This is a genomic window from Kitasatospora sp. NPDC101447 (assembly GCF_044767225.1).
Lineage (GTDB): Bacteria > Actinomycetota > Actinomycetes > Streptomycetales > Streptomycetaceae > Kitasatospora.
The window spans coordinates 361,350-379,364 of the sequence record NZ_JBIWNL010000001.1 but is presented as its reverse complement, the minus strand read 5'-3'; the positions used below and the strand labels follow the sequence as shown (position 1 = coordinate 379,364).

The following is an 18,015-nucleotide window of genomic DNA, read 5'->3' as shown; positions in this document are numbered from 1 at the left end:
TTGTCGTATCGGATACAGCATTGTATCTTCTGGGGCCATGAGCACCCCACCGCCTCCCGGCGCGGGCACCCCGCTGCCCGCCTCGCTCGCCGCCGCCGTCGGACCGCTGCCCGCCGGAGTCACCCTGCCGCTGCCGCCGACCTTCGACTCGGTGGCCGCCGAACGCCGGTACCGCAAGGAGCAACTCGCCGCGGGATTCCGGCTGTTCGGCCGGTTCGGGTTCTCCGAAGGGGTCGCCGGGCACATCACCGTGCGCGACCCGGAGCACCCCGACCGCTTCTGGGTGAACCCGTTCGGCATGCCCTTCGGCATGATCAAGGCCTCGGACCTGCTCCTCGTCGACCACGAGGGCACCCTGCTGCACGGCAACCGGCCGGTGAACCGGGCCGCCTTCGTGATCCACTCCCAGGTGCACGCGGCCCGCCCGGACGCGGTCGCGGCCGCCCACGCGCACTCCCTGCACGGCAAGGCCTTCTCCAGCCTCGGCATCGCGCTCGATCCGCTCACCCAGGACGCCTGCGCGTTCTTCGAGGACCACGGGCTGTACAGCGACTACCGCGGCGTGGTGAACGAGGTCGACGAGGGCAAGCGGATCGCCGCCGCGCTCGGCCCGCACAAGGCGGTGATCCTGCAGAACCACGGGCTGCTGACGGTCGGCCGGTCGGTCGCCGAGGCGGTCTGGTGGTTCGTCACGATGGAGCGCTCCTGCCAGGCCCAGCTGCTCGCCATGGCGGCCGGCACCCCCAAGCACATCGACCGGGAGACCGCGCTGATCACCCGCGGACAGGTGGGCAGCGACCTGGCCGGCTGGTTCCAGGCCCAGCCGCTCTTCGAGCAGATCGCCGCCACCGACCCGGACCTGACCGGCTGACCCGAGCAACCCGGCACCGAGCCCGGCACCGAGCCCCGCTCCAAGCCCGACCCGCCCTCCCCAGGCCGCTCCGACCGCGTCGGCCGGCCCACCCGACCCGCCGGCTCCGGCCGCCGCCGGAAGGACAGCAGCAGTGGACAAGGAACCGCGGATCGCGGTCTTCGGCGCCGGCAGCATCGGCTGCCACCTCGGGGGCATGCTGGCCGCCGCCGCGGACGTCACCCTGATCGGCCGGCCCGCGGCGATGGCCGCCCTCGACCGCGACGGGCTGACGCTCACCGGCCCCGGCCGCGCCCGGAGGGAGGTGCGCGGGCTGACCCTCGCCACCGACGCGGCCGCCGCCGCGTCCGCGGACTACGTGCTGGTGACCGTCAAGTCCGCGGACACCCGCACCGCCGCGCGCGAGCTGGCGGGGCGGCTGGCACCCGGCGCGGTGGTGATCAGCTTCCAGAACGGCCTGCACAACGCCGACGAGCTGCGGGCCGGGCTCCCGGGCCACCGGGTGCTCGCCGGGATGGTGCCGTACAACGTGCTGCGCAGCGGCCCGGCCGCCGTCCACCAGGGCAGCGGCGGCGCGCTCATGGTCGAGGACGTGCCGGCGGCCGGCGCGTTCGCGACGGCGGCCCGGGCGGGCGGTCTGAGCCTGGCGCTGCGCACGGACATGCCCGCCGTCCAGGCCGCGAAGCTGCTGATGAACCTCAACAACGCGGTGAACGCGCTGTCCGGCCTGCCGCTGCGCGAGGAGCTGGGCACCCGGGCGTACCGGGCCTGTCTGGCCCGGTGCCAGCGGGAGGCGCTCGCCGCCTTCCGGGCGGCGGGCACCGCGCCCGCCCGGCTCGGCCCGGTGCCGCCGCACTGGACGCCCCGGGTGCTCGGGCTGCCGGACGCGGTCTTCCGGAGGGTGGCGGCCGCGAGCCTGCGGATCGACGCCCTGGCCCGGTCGTCCATGTGGGAGGACCTGCAGCGGGGCCGCCCGACCGAGATCGACTCGCTCCAGGGCGAGGTGGTCGCGATCGCGGCCCGGCACGGTCTGGCGGCTCCGGCCAACGCGCGGCTGGCCGCGCTGGTGCACGAGGCCGAGCGGGCCGGGCCGGGCGCCGCCCGCCGGTGGTCGGGCCCGGAGCTGCTGGCGGCACTCGGCCCGGCGGATGCTTGACAGAATCAACCTTTCAGGCCTACCGTCGCCCACGTTATTTCATGCGATGAACCATCGGGGCGCCCGCCGCCCCGAGGCGCCGCCAGGCCCGCGTCCCCGGAGACCACGCCCATGACCCCGCACGACCACGGCACCGCCGTCGCCGCCGAGACCGCCCGCTTCGTCGCCGCCGTGCAGCACGCCGACCCGACGCTCCCGGTGCCCGGCTGCCCGGGCTGGACCGTCGCCGACCTGGTCCGCCACGCCGGCAGCGTGCAGCGCTGGTTCACCGTCCTGCTCCGGCAGCGGATCCAGGAGCCCCCGCGCAGCCGCGACGTCGACCTGCGGCTGCCGGAGAGCACCGAGGACTACCCGGCCTGGCTGGCGGAGTCCGCCGAGGAGGCCGCCACCGCCTTCGCCGACCTCGACGCGCCGATGTGGGCCTGGGGCGCCGACCAGCACGCCCGCTTCTGGGTGCGCCGGATGCTGTTCGAGACCCTCGTCCACCGGGTCGACGCCGAGGTCGCACTCGGCCTCACCCCCACCGTCGACCCGGTCCTCGCGGCCGACGGCGTGGCCGAGTTCCTCACCAACCTGCCCTTCGCCACCCTCTTCGCGCCCGGGACGGCCGAGCTGCGCGGCGACGACCGGACCATCCGCTTCGCCCGCACCGACGGCGAGGGCGACTGGCTGGTCCGGCTGCGCCCCGACGGCTTCGCCCTGGACCCCGACGGCGCGGACACCACCGCCGACGCCACCCTCCGGGCCACCGCCGCCGACCTGCTGCTGGTGCTCTACGGCCGCCTCGACCGCACCGCCCCCGCCGTCGCGACGTCCGGCGACCAGGAGCTGCTGGACCACTGGTTCGCGCACTCCGCCTTCTGACGCACGCCGATCACGGCCCGCACCCGGCCGCCCCGCGGGGCGGGTGCGGGCCTGACAGGGCGACCGGTACCTGACGGTGCGTCAAGGAGACTACCGCCCAGGGCTGGTGCCGGGCGGCCGAACCGCCGAACCCCGGCAGGGCGCCGCCCCGCCCCGGGGACGGGGGGCGGGGGCGGGGCGGCGCCGGTCCTCAGCCCGCCAGGAAGCGCTCCCGGTGGACCTGTTCCTGGGGCACCCCGCCCTGCAGGGCGGCGCGCAGCACGGCGTCGACCAGCGGCGGCGGTCCGCAGACGTACACGTCCGGTGCGGTGCCCGCGAGTTCGGGCAGGGCCGCGGCGAACCGGTCGGCCGGGGTGCCGGTCGGGCCGGACCAGCCGCCGGACGGCTTCCAGACGCAGACGTCGTACCGGAAGCCCGGCAACTCCTCGGCGACGGCCGCGAGTTCGCGCACCCCGAAGACGTCCTTCGGCTCGTTGACGCCCAGGAACAGCCGGGCCGGCTGCGGGTCCTGCCATTCGGCCATCCGGCGGACCATCGCCAGCAGCGGGGCCAGTCCGGTGCCGCCGGCCACGAACCAGCGCGGGCGCAGCCCGGTCTCGTGCAGGCCGAAGGCGCCCTGGGGACCGTGCACGGTGAGGCGGTCGCCGGGGCGGGCCCGGTGGGCGAGGTGGGTGGAGAACCGCCCGCCCTCCCGCAGCCGGACGTAGAACTCCAGCCGCCCCTCCCAGTTGCCGGTGTTGGCGAGGGAGTAGGCCCGCTTCACCTCGCTGCCGGGCGCCTGGAGTTCCATGAACTGGCCGGGGTCGAACTGGCAGTCGGCGTCCCCGTCGAGCCGCAGTTCGAGCCGTACGGTGTCCTGCGCGACCGGTTCGAGCGCGGTGATGACGGCCTCCCGGACGGGGATCCCGCCGTACAGGATGCGGGACTGCTCGTACGGCAGGGCGGCGGTCAGCGGCCCGCACGGGAAGGTGCGGCACAGCAGGACGTCGCCGCGCTCGCGTTCGTCCTCCGGGAGGGCCAGTGCGCTGTGGGTGCCCAGCTCGTACCGGCCGTCGGTCACGGAGGCGTGGCACGAGCCGCAGGTGCCCTGGTGGCAGGAGGCCGGCAGGGCGGCGCCCGCCTCCGCCGCGGCCTCCAGCACGCTGGCGCCGGGGGCGCAGGTGAACTCCAGGCGCCCGCCGTCGCTGGTGGTGAGGACCACCGGGGCGGGTTCGGGCGCGCTCACGACGCCGTCCGCTCCAGCGCCGCGGCCAGGTCGGCGCCGGCGTCGCCGGTCACCCGCAGGCCGAAGCGCTCGACCAGGCCGTCGACCAGGGCCGGGGTGAGGAAGCCGGGCAGCGAGGGGCCGAGGTGGATGTCGCGGATGCCGAGCGCCAGCAGCGTGAGCAGCACGGCGACGGCCTTCTGCTCGGTCCAGGCGAGCGCCAGGGTGAGGGGCAGGTCGTCGATGCCGCACTCGAAGGCGTCGGCCAGCGCCGTCGCGATCCTGATGGCCGAGTAGGTGTCGTTGCACTGCCCGAGGTCGAGCAGCCGCGGGATGCCGTCGATCTCGCCGAAGTCGTGCCCGTTGAACCGGTACTTGGCGCAGCCGAGGGTGAGCACCACGCTGTCCCGGGGCGCGCCGAGCGCGAAGTCGGTGTAGTAGTCGCGCCCGGGGGTGGGGCCGTCGCAGCCGCCGACGAGGAAGAAGTGCCGGATCGCGCCCCGGCGTACGGCGTCGACGACCTGGTCGGCGACGGAGAGGACGGCGTCGCGGCCGAAGCCGACGGTGATGAACCGCTCCTCGGCCGGGCTCTCCGGGAAGCCGGGCAGCGCCTTGGCGGCCTGGACCACGGGGGTGAAGTCGCGGCCGGTGAGGTGGCGGACGCCGGGCCAGCCGACCGGTCCGGCGGTGAAGATCCGTCGGCGGTAGCTGACGTGCGGTTCGATGATGCAGTTGGAGGTCATCAGGATCGGGCCGGGGAAGGCGGCGAACTCCCGCTGCTGGTCCTGCCAGGCGCCGCCGTAGTTGCCGGCGAGGTGCGGGTGGGCCTTGAGCAGCGGGTAGGCGTGCGCGGGGAGCATCTCGCCGTGGGTGTAGACGTTGATGCCCTGGTCCTTGGTCTGCTCCAGCAGGGCCTCCAGGTCCCGCAGGTCGTGGCCGCTGACCAGGATCGCCTTGCCGGCGACGGGCGTGGTGCGGACGGCGGTGGGCTGCTGGGCGCCGTAGGTGCCGGTGTTGGCGTGGTCGAGCAGTTCGATGGCCGCCAGGTTGAGCCGGCCGAGGCCGACGGCGCGCTCCAGCAGGTCGGCGGCGTCGGCCGGTCCGCCGGCCAGGTGGGCCAGGGCGTCCTCCACCCCGGCGTACACCTCGGCGCTCTGCCGGCCCAGCACGTGCGCGTGGTGGGCGTAGGCGCAGATGCCCTTCAGGGCGTACAGGTGGAGCGAGCGCAGCCCGACGACGTCCGGGCCGACCAGGGCGAGCCCGGTGTCGACGCGCACGTCCTGCGCCTGGCGCGCGAGTTCGGCGGGGTTCGCGCCGGGCGCCCAGACGGCCGGGCCGGTGAGCGCCTTCGGCTCGTGACCCGCGGCGCGCGCGGCCCGCTCGTACCCCGCTCTGACCCGGTCCCGGACGGCGACGGCCTCCTGGATCAGGGCGGCGAAGCGGGTGGGGTTGAAGTTGACGTTGGTGAGCGTGGTGAACATCGCGGAGAGGACGAAGGCCGCCGCGTCGTCGTCCGGGGCGCCGAGGGCGCGGGCCTCGGCGGCGTACTGGGCGATGCCCTTGACCGCGTGGACCAGCAGGTCCTGGAGGTCCGAGGTGGTGGAATCCTTGCCGCAGTTGCCGATCAGGCCGGCGCAGCCGGGGGTGGTGCCGGTGCGGTCGGTCTGTTCGCACTGGTAGCAGAACATGCGGGTCCTCCGGGACTCGTGGGGCCGTCGTGCCGGGCGGTCCGCGGGAGGCCCGCCGTCGGCCCCTCCAGGATCGGGTCGGGGCGCGGGGGCGCCCAGGGTCGGACGACCCGGTCGCCGGGGCCCGGTGGTCCCTCTCCGTCAGTCGGGCGGTGCGGCGTCCGGGGTGCCGTCCTCCCCCGCCCAGGCGCGGTAGGCGGCGACCGCCGTCGACAGGGCGGGGAAGATCCGGTCCGCGCCGACGGAGTCGCTCAGGCCGTACGCGTCGAGCTCGGCCCGCAGGTCCTGCTTGACCCGGGCGAGGGCGAACACGATGCCGCGGTCGGCCAGTTCGAGCCGCAGGGCGTCCAGCGAGTCCAGCGCGGTGATGTCCACCTCGACGTTCGCCTCGGTGTTGAGGACGAACCACCGTACCGGCTCGGGCTGTTCGGCCAGGGCGGCGAGGGCGCGGCGGCGGAGGTTCTCCGCGTTGGCGAAGAACAGCGGGGAGTCGTAGCGGTAGATCAGCAGTCCGGGGATCGTCCGCGCCTCGGGGTAGTCGTCGACGTCGTGCATCCCGGCCACGCCCGGGACGACGCCCAGCACCGCGTCGTGCGGTCGCGCGACCCGGCTGAGCAGCTCGATCACCGACAGTCCGACGGCCACCAGCACGCCGTAGAGGATGTCCAGGGCCAGCACGCCGACCATGCAGCCGAGTGCGAGCAGCAGTTCGCGGCTCCGGAAGGAGGCCAGTCGGCGGAAACCGGCGAGGTCGATCATCCGCACCGCGGCGAACACCACCAGGGCGCCGAGCACCGCGTCCGGAGTGTCGTGCAGCAGCGGGCTGAGGAACAGCAGCACGGCGACCACGCCGAGGCCGGCGGCGAGCGCGTACGCCTGGCTGCGGCCGCCCGCCGACTCGGCCAGCGCGGTACGGCTGGCGCTGCTGCTCACCGGGAAGCCCTGGAAGAACCCGGCGCCGAGGTTGACCGCACCGAGGCCCAGCAGTTCCTGGTTGGCGTCCAGCCGCCCCTCCCCGCCGGTCTTCTCGAAGGCGCGCGCGGTGAGGATGAAGTCGGTGTAGCCGACGAGCAGGATGCCCAGCGCGGGCAGCACCAGCCGGTTCAGCTCGGAGAGGTCCGGCAGCTTGGGCACGGGCAGTCCGGCCGGGATCTCGCCGATCACCGCGATGCCGTGGTCCTTGAGCGAGAACGCCGCCGAGACCGCGGTGCCGAGGACGACGGCCAGCAGCGGGCCGGGCAGGCGCGGGAGGAAGCGGGCCACCAGGAAGAGGAAGAGCAGGGTCGCGACGCTGAAGGCGACGGTCGGCAGGTGGGCCTCGGTGATGTCCGCCGCGAACGACCTCAGCTGCGGGAAGAAGCCCTCGCCGCGCACGTCGATCCCGGTGAGCTTGGACAGCTGGTCGACGATCATGATCAGTGCCACGCCGGCGAGGTAGCCGATCAGCACCGGCCGGGAGAGCAGGTCGGCGACGAAGCCGAGCCGGGCCAGCCACGCCAGCACGCACAGCAGGCCGACCACCACGGCGAGGCCCGCGGCCAGGACGGCGTAGCGGCCGGTGTCGCCGCCGGCCATCGGCCCGACCACGGTGGCGGTCATCAGCGCGGTGGTCGACTCGGGCCCGACCGACAGCAGGCGGGACGAGCCGACCAGGGCGTACAGCACGATGGCGGGCAGGATGGCCCACAGTCCGGTGACGGGCGGCAGGCCCGCGACGCTCGCGTACGCCATGACCTGCGGCACGAGGTAGGCCACCACGGTGGCACCGGCCAGCAGGTCGCCCCGCAGCCAGGCGCGCCGGTAGCGGCGGAGCACCGCGAGCCCCGGCAGGGTGGGCACCACGCGGCGCCATCCTCGGTCGGGTGCACCGGTGGCCATGGTTCTCCTCAGGGACTCCGGAACCCCGTCACGGGCGGGCGGCGACGGCGGCCGTGTCGCGGGCGGCCGGCGATCTGCGGGCCAGGAACTTGCCCAGCTCCCACAGCAGCAGGAGGGCGACGGCGGCCAGCAGCGCCCAGCCGAACTGCCGGGCGTTGATGTCGGTGGTCCCGAGGATGCGGTGGAACGCGTCCATCTGGGTGACCAGCACCGCGAGGACGAACTCGCCCAGGGCCGCCCGGTTCATCTGCTTGCTGTCGAAGGTGTCGGCGCTCAGCGCGGACGCCCGCTCGCTGCGGCACTCGAAGGCCGCCACGATCAGGCAGAGCGCGAAGGCGGTGAACGCGATCGAGTTGCCGACCTGCGCGCTGTGGTAGTGCGCCTCGCCCAGCTTGGTCAGCCCGAGCAGGGCGACGGTGACGGCCAGTCCGGCGAGCCCGACGGTGACCATCACCGGACCGGTCAGCACCGTCTCGCCGCGCGGGCGCGGGGTGCGCCGCATCAGACCGGGGCTCTCCCGGTCGAAGCCGAGGGCGAAGCCGAACGGGGCGTTGACCACGAAGTGGACCCACAGGACCTGTGCCGGGGTGAACGGCTCGCCCGCGGCGATGTTCAGGAGCGCGGCGCCGAGGAAGGTCAGCACGAAGGTCACCAGCAGCACCAGGACGAACCGGATGTACTTGGTGAGGTTGTCGTAGAGCTTCCGGCCCTCCTCCACGGCGTAGACGATGGTGGCGAAGTTGTCGTCGGAGAGGACCATCCGGCTCGCGTTCTTCGCCGCGTCGGTGCCGCTGCCCATGGCGATCCCGATGTCGGCGGCCTTGATGGCCGGCGCGTCGTTGACGCCGTCGCCGGTCATCGCGACCACGTCGCCCTTCTTCTTGAGCGTGGCGGCGAGCAGCACCTTGTGCTCGGGCGCGACCCGGCCGACCACGCCGATGCCGTCGATCCGGGCCAGCCGCTCGTGCTCCGGCAGGGCGGCGAAGTCGGCGCCGAGGACGGCCTCGCCGTCGATGCCCAGTTGGCGGGCGATGGCCGCCCCGGTGGTCACGTCGTCGCCGGTCACCATGCGGACCCGGATGTGCGCGGCCTGCGCGCTGGCGACCGCCACCCGGGACTCCTCGCGCGGCGGGTCGACCATGGCCACCAGGCTGGTCATCCGCAGGCCGTCGACGAGCGCCAGGAGGTCGCCGTCCGGGTCGAACTCCGCCGGGTCCAGGTCACGGACGGCCCCGGCCATCACCCGCAGTCCCTCGCCGCCCATCCGCTCGGTCTGCGCCTGGGCGCGTCCGCTGAGGTCCGCGTCCCAGGGGACTACGGCGCCGTTGGAGAGCGCGGTGGCGGCGCGGGCCGTCACCGCGGGCGCCGCGCCCTTCACGAAGCACCGCACCACCGGCCGGCCGTCCGCGTCCTTCGCCTCGTTGAAGCTGGCCATCAGCTTGTAGCTCGGGTCGAAGGGCAGGGTGGCGAGGCGGGGGAAGCGCTCCCGGGTGGCCTCGATGTCCAGCCCGGCCTTGTGGCCGAGGACGAGCAGGGCGCCCTCGGTCGGGTCGCCGACGACCCGGCCCTCGACCAGCTTGGCGTCGTTGGCGACGAGGTAGGGCAGGACGGCCTCCTCGATGCTCGGCGCGGAGCCCGCGGCGTGGTGGATGCTCCCGTCGAGGCGGTAGCCGGTGCCGGAGACGGTGTAGCGGTCCACGGGGGTGACCACCTCCACCACCGTCATCTGGTTCATCGTCAGGGTGCCGGTCTTGTCGGAGTTGATCGCCGAGGTGAAGCCGAGCGTCTCGACGGACGGCAGCTCCTTGACGATCGCGTTCCGCTTGGCCAGGTTGAGGCTGCCCACGGAGAGGATGACCTGGCTGACCGTCGGCAGCGCCTCCGGGATGGCCGCGATGGCCAGCGAGACCGCGCTGACGAACAGGGCGTCCCAGGCCTGGTCGCGGCTGCGGCCGAGCGCGAACATCACGATCATGGTCAGGCCGGCCGCCGCCGCGATCCACAGCGTCAGCGTGTTGAGCTCCCTGGTGAGCGGTGACTGCTCCTTCTCGGTGGCCGACAGCATCCCGGAGATCTTGCCCAGTTCGGTGCCCTCCCCGGTCGCGGTGATGACGAGCAGTCCGCTGCCGTGGGTCACCGGGGTGTTCATGAACGCCATGTCGGTCTGGTCACCCGGGCTCAGCCGCTCGCCCGTCACGGTGCCGGCGTCCTTCGCGGCGGGGACGCTCTCACCGGTCAGCGCCGACTCGTCGATCTGCAGCGCGCTGGCCTCGACGATCCGGCCGTCCGCCGGGACCTCGTCGCCCGCCCGGACGAGCACCACGTCGCCCACGACCAGCTGCTCGGCCGGGATCTCCGCCTCCGTACCGTCCCGCCGCACCCGCGCGGTGGCCTTCATCATCGACCGCAGCGCGTTCATCGCGCTCTCGGCCTTGCCCTCCTGCCGCAGGCCGACGACCGCGTTGAACAGGGTCAGCACGATCAGCAGGATCGCGGTGGTCCACTCCTTGATCGCCAGCGAGACCACCGCCGCCGCCACCAGGATGATCTGCATGTAGCTGCGGTACTGGTCGAGGAAGCGCAGCCAGTTCGGCCTCGCCTTCTCCTCGGGCAGCGCGTTCGGCCCGTGCGCGGCGAGCAGTTCGGCCGCCCTGGCCGCCGTCAGCCCGGTCGCCGGGTCCACGCCGAGCGCCGCCGCGACCTCCCGGGCGGGCCGCGCGTACCAGGGGTCCGGGGGCTCCTGCGGTCCGGGCAGACCGCTCTGCTCCGCCATGTCCACTCCTCAAGTCCGGAAGGTCGACGTCGCCTCAGTCGGTGCGGTGCTCGGCCGCGTACGGGTCGCGCGCGGCGCCCCTGGGGGCCTCCCGCTCCAGGCGGCGCTTGGCGACGAGGAGTTCCTTCCGCGCCTCGTCCCCGACCGTGGGGTACTGCGGATCGATCCCGATCAGCGTGTGGGCGAGCACCGCCGCCGCGCAGATGCGCGCGAACCACTTGCGGTCGGCCGGCACGACGTACCAGGGCGCCCAGGGCGTGCTCGTGGCCGACAGCATCTCGGAGAACGCCTCCTGGTAGTCGTCCCACCGCTCGCGCTCGCGGATGTCGGCCGCGGAGAACTTCCAGTTCTTCTCCGGCAGGTCGATCCGCTTCAGGAAACGGGTGCGCTGCTCCTCCTTCGAGAGGTTCAGGAAGACCTTCACCACCTTGATCCCGTTGTCGGTGAGGTAGCGCTCCCAGTCGTTGATCTCCCGGTAGCGGCGGTGCCAGACCCCGGGGCCCTTGGCCTCCTCGGGCAGCTTCTGCCGGTCGAGGTTCTCCGGGTGGACCCGCACCACCAGGACCTCCTCGTAGTGGGACCGGTTGAAGATCCCGATGTCGCCGCGGGCCGGGAGCCGCTGCGCGTACCGCCACAGGTAGTCGTGGTCCAGCTCCTCCGTCGAGGGCACCTTGAAGCCGCTCACCTTGACGCCCTGCGGGTTCACCCCGCTCATGACGTGGCGGATCGTCCCGTCCTTGCCGCCGGCGTCGAGCGCCTGGAGGCAGAGCAGCACGCCGTAGGTGTCCTGGGCCGCCAGCCGCGCCTGGTACTCCGCGAGCAGTGAGACGCCGGTGCGCAGCAGCTCCGCGCCCTGCCGCTTCTTCAGGCCCGCCTTGTAGCGGGGGTCGAAGTCCTCCGCCAGGTCCACGCTCGAACCCGGCTTCACCCGCAGCGGCTTGACGAACTTCGCAATGCGCTTGGCCGTCCGTGCGTCCGACATCGCCCGTACCACGTCCTCTCGGGAGAGTGCTACGTGCCACGCTGCGGCAGCCGGGTGGACGCGGCAATCCGACGGCGTCCTTCCGGGGCGGCCTGGTCGGCGGTCCGGCCGGGGTCCGGCCGGGGTGCGGGCCGGCGGTTGTGAAGGCGGGCCCCCGGGCCCCGGGTACCCCGTCCGGTGGCCGGGTGTGGCGGCACCGGGGTGCCGGGCCGACGATGGGCCTGTCGTGCGCACCCCCTCTGACCGGAGACCATCATGGCGACCCTGACGGTATGGCGCTTCCCCACCGCGACCGGAGCCGACGAAGCCCTCGAAACACTGAAGAAACTGCAGCGCCAGGAGCTGATCAAGGTCCAGGACGGAGCCGTGGTCAGCTGGCCGGGCGACGCCCGGAAGCCGAAGACCCGCCACCTGAGCGACATGACCGGCATGGGCGCCCTGGGCGGTGCCTTCTGGGGCTTCCTGCTCGGGCTGATCTTCTTCGTGCCGATCCTCGGGGCCGCGGTGGGCGCGGCCGGCGGCGCGCTGGGCGGCCACCTCGCCCACCTCGGCATCGACGAGGACTTCATCAAGCGGCTGCGGGACAAGGTGACGCCCGGCACCTCCGCGCTGTTCGTCCTCAGCACGGACGCCGTGCTCGACGCCGTCCGGGCCTCGTTCGAGGGCATGCACGCCGAGCTCCTGGAGACGAACCTCTCGCCCGAGGAGGAGGCCCGGCTGCGCGAGGCATTCACCGAGGGCGAGTGAGGACCGGGCCGCGGGGCGCGTCCTCCGCTCCGGGCGGGGGGCTCCGGGCCGGACGGTCCGGGTGGCCACGGTTCGCCTGGCCGCCAGCCGACGACGTCCGGGCGGTGAGGCCGCCGACGTCCGGGTGCTGAGGAGGAGGCGCGCGCCGTGACGGCGGGCGCCCCGTCGGCGTCCCGGGCGCACGAGATCGTCCGTCCCCGGGCGCGCGCCGTCGGACCGACCGGTGCGCCGACGGCTGCGCCGGACGAGCGCCGGGAGGAATCCGGCCACGACCGGGTTCCCCGGGGGTGATCGTGCGCCACCGAACGGTACGCACCCCCCGGGTGACGACCGCGGCGCCGCCGCCGGCCGCTGCGGGTCCGCCGCTCCGGCGGGCTGCCGCCGCCGTGGACCACCGGCCGGGCCGCGCGACCTGCGCCCGAGTCGATCAGTCCCCCGCCGCCCCGCGACGGGGCGCAGTCGTCCCTGCACCCGGAGCGATCACCGCTGGTGGGGGGCCATGCCATTCATTCCGATCAATATTCCGATGGGATATTCGGCCAAACATCCCGGAGCCTCTGGCGTCCGGTCGAACGCTGACCGCAGACTCTCCCCGGGCCGCTCACCAGGTGCCCAGGTCTCCCACCCGAGGCCTTCACACGAGCGGCCCGCCTCTCCCAGGTTTCTCCCCCGGCCCAGTGGTGCCGTGCGCCCGGACGACGGTGCGCGGCGACGCTGCTCGACGCCTCCTGGAGGATTCCGATGGACATGCGCTACGAGGCGTACTCCTACGCCGACCCGCTCTTCTACGACTCGCCGGTCCGCTGGGCCACGCTGGAGGAGTTCCCCGAGGCGGTCGAACCGGCACCCGCCGGCTGGACGCGCAACGCCCGCGAGGTGTGGGTGGGATTCCAGCCCGACGACCTCCGGCTGCCCGAGCAGGGCTGGAAGATCCACGTCTCGGCGTGCATGGACAACGCCCCGCGGATCCTGGACGTCGTCCGCACCCACTGCTTCACCCACCGCGTGGCGTTCAAGTTCCTGCGCAGCCCGGCCCTGGTCCAGACGCAGAACGCGAAGTACGCCCCGCGCGGCTCCAGCGGCAAGTTCATGACGCTCTACCCGGTCGGCGACGACGCCCTGGAGCGATGTCTCACCGACCTCGACGCCGCCCTCGCCGGCGAACCCGGACCGTACATCCTCTCCGACCTCCGCTGGCGGGAGGGCCCGCTCTACCTGCGCTACGGCGGGTTCGTCGAGCAGTTCTGCCGCACCGAGACCGGCGAACTGGTCCTCGCCTTCCGCGAACCCTCCGGCGCGCTGCGCCCCGACGTCCGCCGGGCCGTCTTCGAGGTGCCCGAGTGGGCACCGGTGCCCGCCGTCCTCGCCCCGGCCCTGGCCGACCCGGCGCGGACCGGCCCGAGCGAGTTCCCGTACGCGGTGGAACGGGCCCTGCACTTCTCCAACGGCGGCGGCATCTACCTCGGCCGGCACAACGACGGCGGTCCGCAGGTGGTGCTGAAGGAGGCCCGGCCGCACGCCGGCCTGGACCAGCGCGGCGAGGACGCCGTCCGTCGGCTCGGACGCGAACACGACGTGCTGCAACGACTGCGCGGCCTGGACGCCGTGCCGGACGCCCTCGGGTACCTCACCGCGTGGGAACACCACTTCCTGGTCCAGGAGTACGTCGAGGGCGAACCGCTGCACCGCTGGTTCGGGCTCAACTACCCGCTGGTGCACCCGGACGCGGACGCCGCCGCCGTCGAGGAGTACCGGACCGAGGCGCTGCGCATCCTCGACGCCGTGACCGAGGGCCTGCGCACGATCCACGACCGCGGCATCGTGTTCGGCGACCTCCACCCGCGCAACCTGATCGTCCGGCCGGACGGCAGCGTCACCTTCGTCGACTTCGAACTCGCCTCCCCCGTCGACGAGTTCCTCCGGCCCGCGCTCGGCGCAGCCGGCTTCGCGGCCCCGCCCGGACTGACCGGGTTCGCGGTCGACGAGCACGCGCTGGCCGCCATCCGGCTGTGGCTCTTCCTGCCGCTCATGCCGCTGACCGTTCTCAGCCCCGGCAAGGCGGGTGCGCTCGTCCGCGCCGCCCGGCACCGGTTCGGACTGTCCCCGCTGCTGCTGCCCGACCCGCCGGCTCCGGCCGCCGCGGCCGCGGGTACTGCGGCCCCGGGCGCTGCGGCCGCGGGTGTCCCGGCCCCGGGCGCCGTGGGAGCTCCGGACCACGCCTTCGAGGAGCTGCTGGACGGCGGGCCCGACAGCTGGCCCCGGCTGCGCGCGGAACTCACCGCCGCCATCACGGCCGCCGCCACACCGGACCGCACCGACCGGCTCTTCCCCGGCGACCCGGGCCAGTTCACCCATGACGGACTCGGCCTGTCCTACGGCGCGGCCGGGGTGCTCTGGGCCCTGCACACCACCGGCGCCGAGATCGACCCCGACCACGTCCGCTGGCTGACCGCGGCGGTGCACCGGGAACCCTGCCGGTCCGGCCTGTTCATCGGCGCACACGGCGTCGCCTACATCCTGGACCTGCTCGGACGGCGCACCGAGGCCCTCGACCTGCTCGAACGGCTCGGCAAGGACGACGTCGACGGCCTCGGCCCCGACCTCGCCGGCGGCCTGGCCGGAGTCGGCCTGACCCTCTGCCACTTCGCGCGGACCACCGGCGACCGGGCCCTGCACGAAGCCGCCGTGGACGCCGCCGAACGCGCCGTCACCAAGCTCGGACTCCACCTGCCGGACGGCGCGGCCACCGGGGCGGGGGCCGCGGCCGGGGCGCGGACCGGGTTGATGCACGGCCCCACCGGAGCCGCCCTCCTGCTGCTGCACCTCTTCGAGGACTCCGGCGACCCGGCGCTGCTGGACCTCGCCCGGCGCGCCCTGGACCGTGACCTCGCCCGCTGCGTCCTCGCCGAGGACGGCACTCTCCAGGTCGACGACGGCACCCGGGTCCTGCCCTACCTGGAGTCCGGCAGCGCCGGCATCGCCGCCGTCCTCCACACCTACCTGCGGCACCGTCCGGACGCCGCGCTCGCCGAACGGCTGGAGCAGATCCGCGGCGCCGCCCGGCCCGAGTTCATCGTCCAGTCGGGCCTGTTCAACGGACGGGCCGGCCTGATCGCGCTGCTCCGGCAGGCCCAGGGCGGGGGCACGGAGCACGCGGACACGATCCGCCGCCACATCCGCCGGCTCGCCTGGCACGCCATCCCCTACCAGGGCCACCCGGCCTTCCCCGGCGAGCAGTTGCTCCGCCTGTCGATGGACCTCGCCACCGGCACCGCCGGCGTGCTGACCGCGCTCGGGGCGGTGTTCGCGGACAGTCCGGCGATGCCGTTCTGGCCCTCCGCGGCGGGCCCGGTCGGACCGCGCGCCAACCCCGCCTGAGCGGCCGGTCGTCCCGACCACCCGACCCGTCCCGACCACTCGGACCATCCGGACCACCCGGACCACCCGGACCACCCGGACGTCCCGCCCGGTCCGACTGTTCCCACGGCACGCCGAGCGCCACCTCCGGCCGGCTGCCCACCCCGCGGCGTCACCGCCGCCCACGAGTTCCGGCGACTGCCGGGAGCACCGCACCACCACCCGATGGGAGTTCACCATGTCGATCCTGAACCTGCAGGCCCTGGAGACCGTCGAGGAGACCGTCGAGTACCGCTCGGTCCTCAGCTCGCTGAGCGCCGTCAACTGCACCAACAGCACGGTCAGCACCCTGCTCTGCCTCTGAGCAACCGCCGGCCGCGGGCTCGTCCCGCGGCCGGCGTCCGAGGCGGGCCGGCCCCGTGGGTCCGGGGCCCGGCCCGCCGAGGACGCCACCGGGCCCCGGTCACGCGACCGGGGCCCGGTTCCCGTTCCGGCCCCTTCCCGCCCTTCCCGGCCCTCCCGGGCCCGGTCCCGGTTCCCGGGCCGGGCGGGGCACCCGTCCGGAGGTCACCCGTGCCGACCGAACCCTCCCCGCCTGCGGCGCTCCGAACGGATCCCGCCCGTACGGATCCCGCCCGTACAGATCCTGACCACACGGATCCTGACCACACGAATCCGGCCCGTACGGCACCCGCGCCGGCCGGCCCGGCACCGCGCGGCGGCCCTCCCCGGGCCGATCCCCCCGGCCCGGCCCCCGCGCGGCCCGCCGGCGGGAAGCGGCGGACAACGGGCCTGCGCCAGGTGCTCGCCCTCACGCACCGCCGGTCGGCCGTCATGGCCCTCGCCGTCGCCACCAGCACGGGCGCGACCCTGGCCCTCCCCGCCGTCCTCGCCCACGCCGTCGACGCGGCGCTGGCCGGCGCGGGCGCCCGGGGCGTCCTGCCGCTGGCCGGGACGCTCGTCCTGCTCGCCGGCTCCGAGGCCGTCGGCCAGTACGCCGGCCCCGCGATCTCCACCGACGCCACCGCACGCCTGCGCGAGCACGCAGTGCGCCGGGTGCTCGCCGGCAGCCCGCTCGGGGCGCACCGGCTCCCGGTCGGCGACGTCGCGGCCCGGCTGACCGCCAGCGCCCCGCAGGCCGCCCTCGCCGCCCCGGCCGTGGTCTACTCCGTGGCCCAACTCGCCATGGCCGTAGCGGCCCTGGTGGCCCTGGCGGTGCTCGCGCCGACCGCCGCGCTCGCCTTCCTCGGCACCGCCCCGCTCGGGTACGCGGCGATCCGCCGCCAGCTGCGCCGCACCACCCGGCTCGGCGAGGGGTACCAGCAGGCGCAGGCCGACATCGCGGTCCGGCTGCTCGACGCCGTCTCCGGCAGCCGCAGCATCGCCGCCGCGCACGCGGTGGACCGCGAGATCGCGCGCGTCCTGCGCCCCGTCCCCGCGCTGTCCCGGCACGGGCGGGAGCTCTGGGACAGTCAGCGCCGGATCGCCTGGTGCTCGGCCCTGCTCGCCCCGGCGACCCAACTCGCCGTGCTGGCGGCCGCCGGAACCGCGGTGGGCGCCCACGCGCCGTCCGTCGGCGGGCTGCTGGCCGCGCTCGGCTACACCGGCATCGGGCTCGGCGGGTTCGGCGCCGCCCAGAGCCTGCTCGACGTCTCCCGGGCCCGCGCCGGGACCGCCCGGCTCACCGAGCTGCTGGACGCCCCGGTCCGCGCCCCGGGCACCCGTCCGCTGCCGGCCGCCGCGGGCGGCGGCGGACGCCTGGAGCTGCGCGGGGTGGTCGTCCACGGGCCCGGCGGCCCCGTCCTCGACCGGCTCGACCTGACCGTCCCCGGCGGGAGTTGGATCGCCGTGGTCGGTGCCGACGACGCCGCCACCGCCGCGCTCGCCGCCGTCGCCGCCGGCCTGCTCGACCCGGACGAGGGGACCGTCCTGCTGGACGGCGTCCCGCTGCCCGCCGTCCACCCCGACGAGCTGCGCACGGCCGTCGCCTGCGCCTTCGCCGATCCCGCCCTGCCCGGCCGGACGGTCGCGGACGCCATCGGCCTGGGCCTGCCGCCCGGCCCGGCGGAGCGCCTGCACCGGGCCGCCCGGGCGGCCGGGGCCGACGTGTTCGTCCGCCGCCTCCCGGAGGGCTACCGCACCCCGCTGAGCCGAGCCCCGTTCTCCGGCGGGGAGCGCCAACGACTGGGAATCGCACGGGCGTTGGCCCGCGACGCCCGGCTGCTCGTGCTGGACGACGCGACCTCCTCCCTGGACGCGGCCACCGAGAACCGGGTGCTGCAGGCCCTGCGGGACGAGGCCGGCGACCGCACCCGGCTGGTGGTCACCCGGCGGGCCGCGGTGGCCGCCCACGCCGACGCGGTGGTCTGGCTCCGCGCGGGCCGGGTCCACGCGCAGTCCACGCACGAAGCGCTCTCCGGCGTGCCCGCCTACCGGGCCCTGTTCGGCGGCGGCCCGCAGGACTGAGGCGGTCCGGCCCCCCGGGCCTCCGCGCG

General features: G+C 74.8%; 12 protein-coding genes. 7 read left to right on the top strand and 5 right to left on the bottom strand.

All coding sequences use genetic code 11. The features are described from left to right. Positions 1-37: 37 nt before the first annotated feature. The 3 genes from ACIRST_RS01635 (at position 38) to ACIRST_RS01625 (ending at position 2,891) form a co-directional block, all read left to right on the top strand. Positions 38-871: a class II aldolase/adducin family protein gene (locus tag ACIRST_RS01635; RefSeq protein ID WP_402799030.1), complete on the top strand. Its 834-nt coding sequence runs from the start codon at positions 38-40 to the stop codon at positions 869-871. A 133-nt stretch (positions 872-1,004) separates the two neighbouring features. Then, complete coding sequence (locus tag ACIRST_RS01630; RefSeq protein WP_402799027.1) at positions 1,005-2,027, top strand: 2-dehydropantoate 2-reductase; 1,023 nt, start codon at positions 1,005-1,007, stop codon at positions 2,025-2,027. A gap of 111 nt (positions 2,028-2,138) precedes the next feature. Beyond that, positions 2,139-2,891 (top strand): maleylpyruvate isomerase family mycothiol-dependent enzyme, encoded by a 753-nt coding sequence (locus ACIRST_RS01625; RefSeq protein WP_402799025.1) that lies wholly within the window; start codon positions 2,139-2,141, stop codon positions 2,889-2,891. Positions 2,892-3,081: 190 nt separating this feature from the next. On the opposite strand, the gene ACIRST_RS01620 is transcribed toward ACIRST_RS01625, so the two are convergent. From ACIRST_RS01620 to ACIRST_RS01600, 5 genes are all read right to left on the bottom strand, one after another. Then, a complete protein-coding gene (locus ACIRST_RS01620) occupies positions 3,082-4,116 on the bottom strand; it encodes a 2Fe-2S iron-sulfur cluster binding domain-containing protein (RefSeq protein WP_350522833.1) in 1,035 nt (344 codons plus the stop codon). After that, entirely contained in the window at positions 4,113-5,783 is a 1,671-nt protein-coding gene (gene hcp, locus ACIRST_RS01615; protein WP_402799023.1) for a hydroxylamine reductase, read from the bottom strand. The genes ACIRST_RS01620 and hcp overlap by 4 nt, the downstream gene beginning before the upstream one ends. Before the next feature lie 141 nt (positions 5,784-5,924). Next, complete coding sequence (locus ACIRST_RS01610) at positions 5,925-7,661, bottom strand: SulP family inorganic anion transporter (RefSeq protein ID WP_402799020.1); 1,737 nt, start codon at positions 7,659-7,661, stop codon at positions 5,925-5,927. Positions 7,662-7,689: 28 nt separating this feature from the next. Further along, a complete protein-coding gene (locus tag ACIRST_RS01605; protein WP_402799017.1) occupies positions 7,690-10,434 on the bottom strand; it encodes a cation-translocating P-type ATPase in 2,745 nt (914 codons plus the stop codon). A 34-nt stretch (positions 10,435-10,468) separates the two neighbouring features. After that, the gene (locus tag ACIRST_RS01600) at positions 10,469-11,416 is read right to left on the bottom strand and encodes a polyphosphate kinase 2 family protein (protein ID WP_350522837.1); all 948 of its coding nucleotides are present in this window, start codon (positions 11,414-11,416) and stop codon (positions 10,469-10,471) included. 255 nt (positions 11,417-11,671) lie between these two features. Here ACIRST_RS01600 and ACIRST_RS01595 point away from each other — a divergent pair, with 255 nt between their 5' ends. The 4 genes from ACIRST_RS01595 (at position 11,672) to ACIRST_RS01580 (ending at position 17,986) form a co-directional block, all read left to right on the top strand. Further along, positions 11,672-12,163 (top strand): DUF1269 domain-containing protein, encoded by a 492-nt coding sequence (locus ACIRST_RS01595; protein WP_350522838.1) that lies wholly within the window; start codon positions 11,672-11,674, stop codon positions 12,161-12,163. 741 nt (positions 12,164-12,904) lie between these two features. Further along, entirely contained in the window at positions 12,905-15,541 is a 2,637-nt protein-coding gene (gene lanKC, locus ACIRST_RS01590) for a class III lanthionine synthetase LanKC (protein ID WP_402799013.1), read from the top strand. A 217-nt stretch (positions 15,542-15,758) separates the two neighbouring features. Next, positions 15,759-15,884 (top strand): SapB/AmfS family lanthipeptide, encoded by a 126-nt coding sequence (locus ACIRST_RS01585; protein ID WP_350522840.1) that lies wholly within the window; start codon positions 15,759-15,761, stop codon positions 15,882-15,884. 437 nt (positions 15,885-16,321) lie between these two features. Next, positions 16,322-17,986: an ATP-binding cassette domain-containing protein gene (locus ACIRST_RS01580; protein WP_402799011.1), complete on the top strand. Its 1,665-nt coding sequence runs from the start codon at positions 16,322-16,324 to the stop codon at positions 17,984-17,986. Positions 17,987-18,015 lie beyond the last annotated feature (29 nt).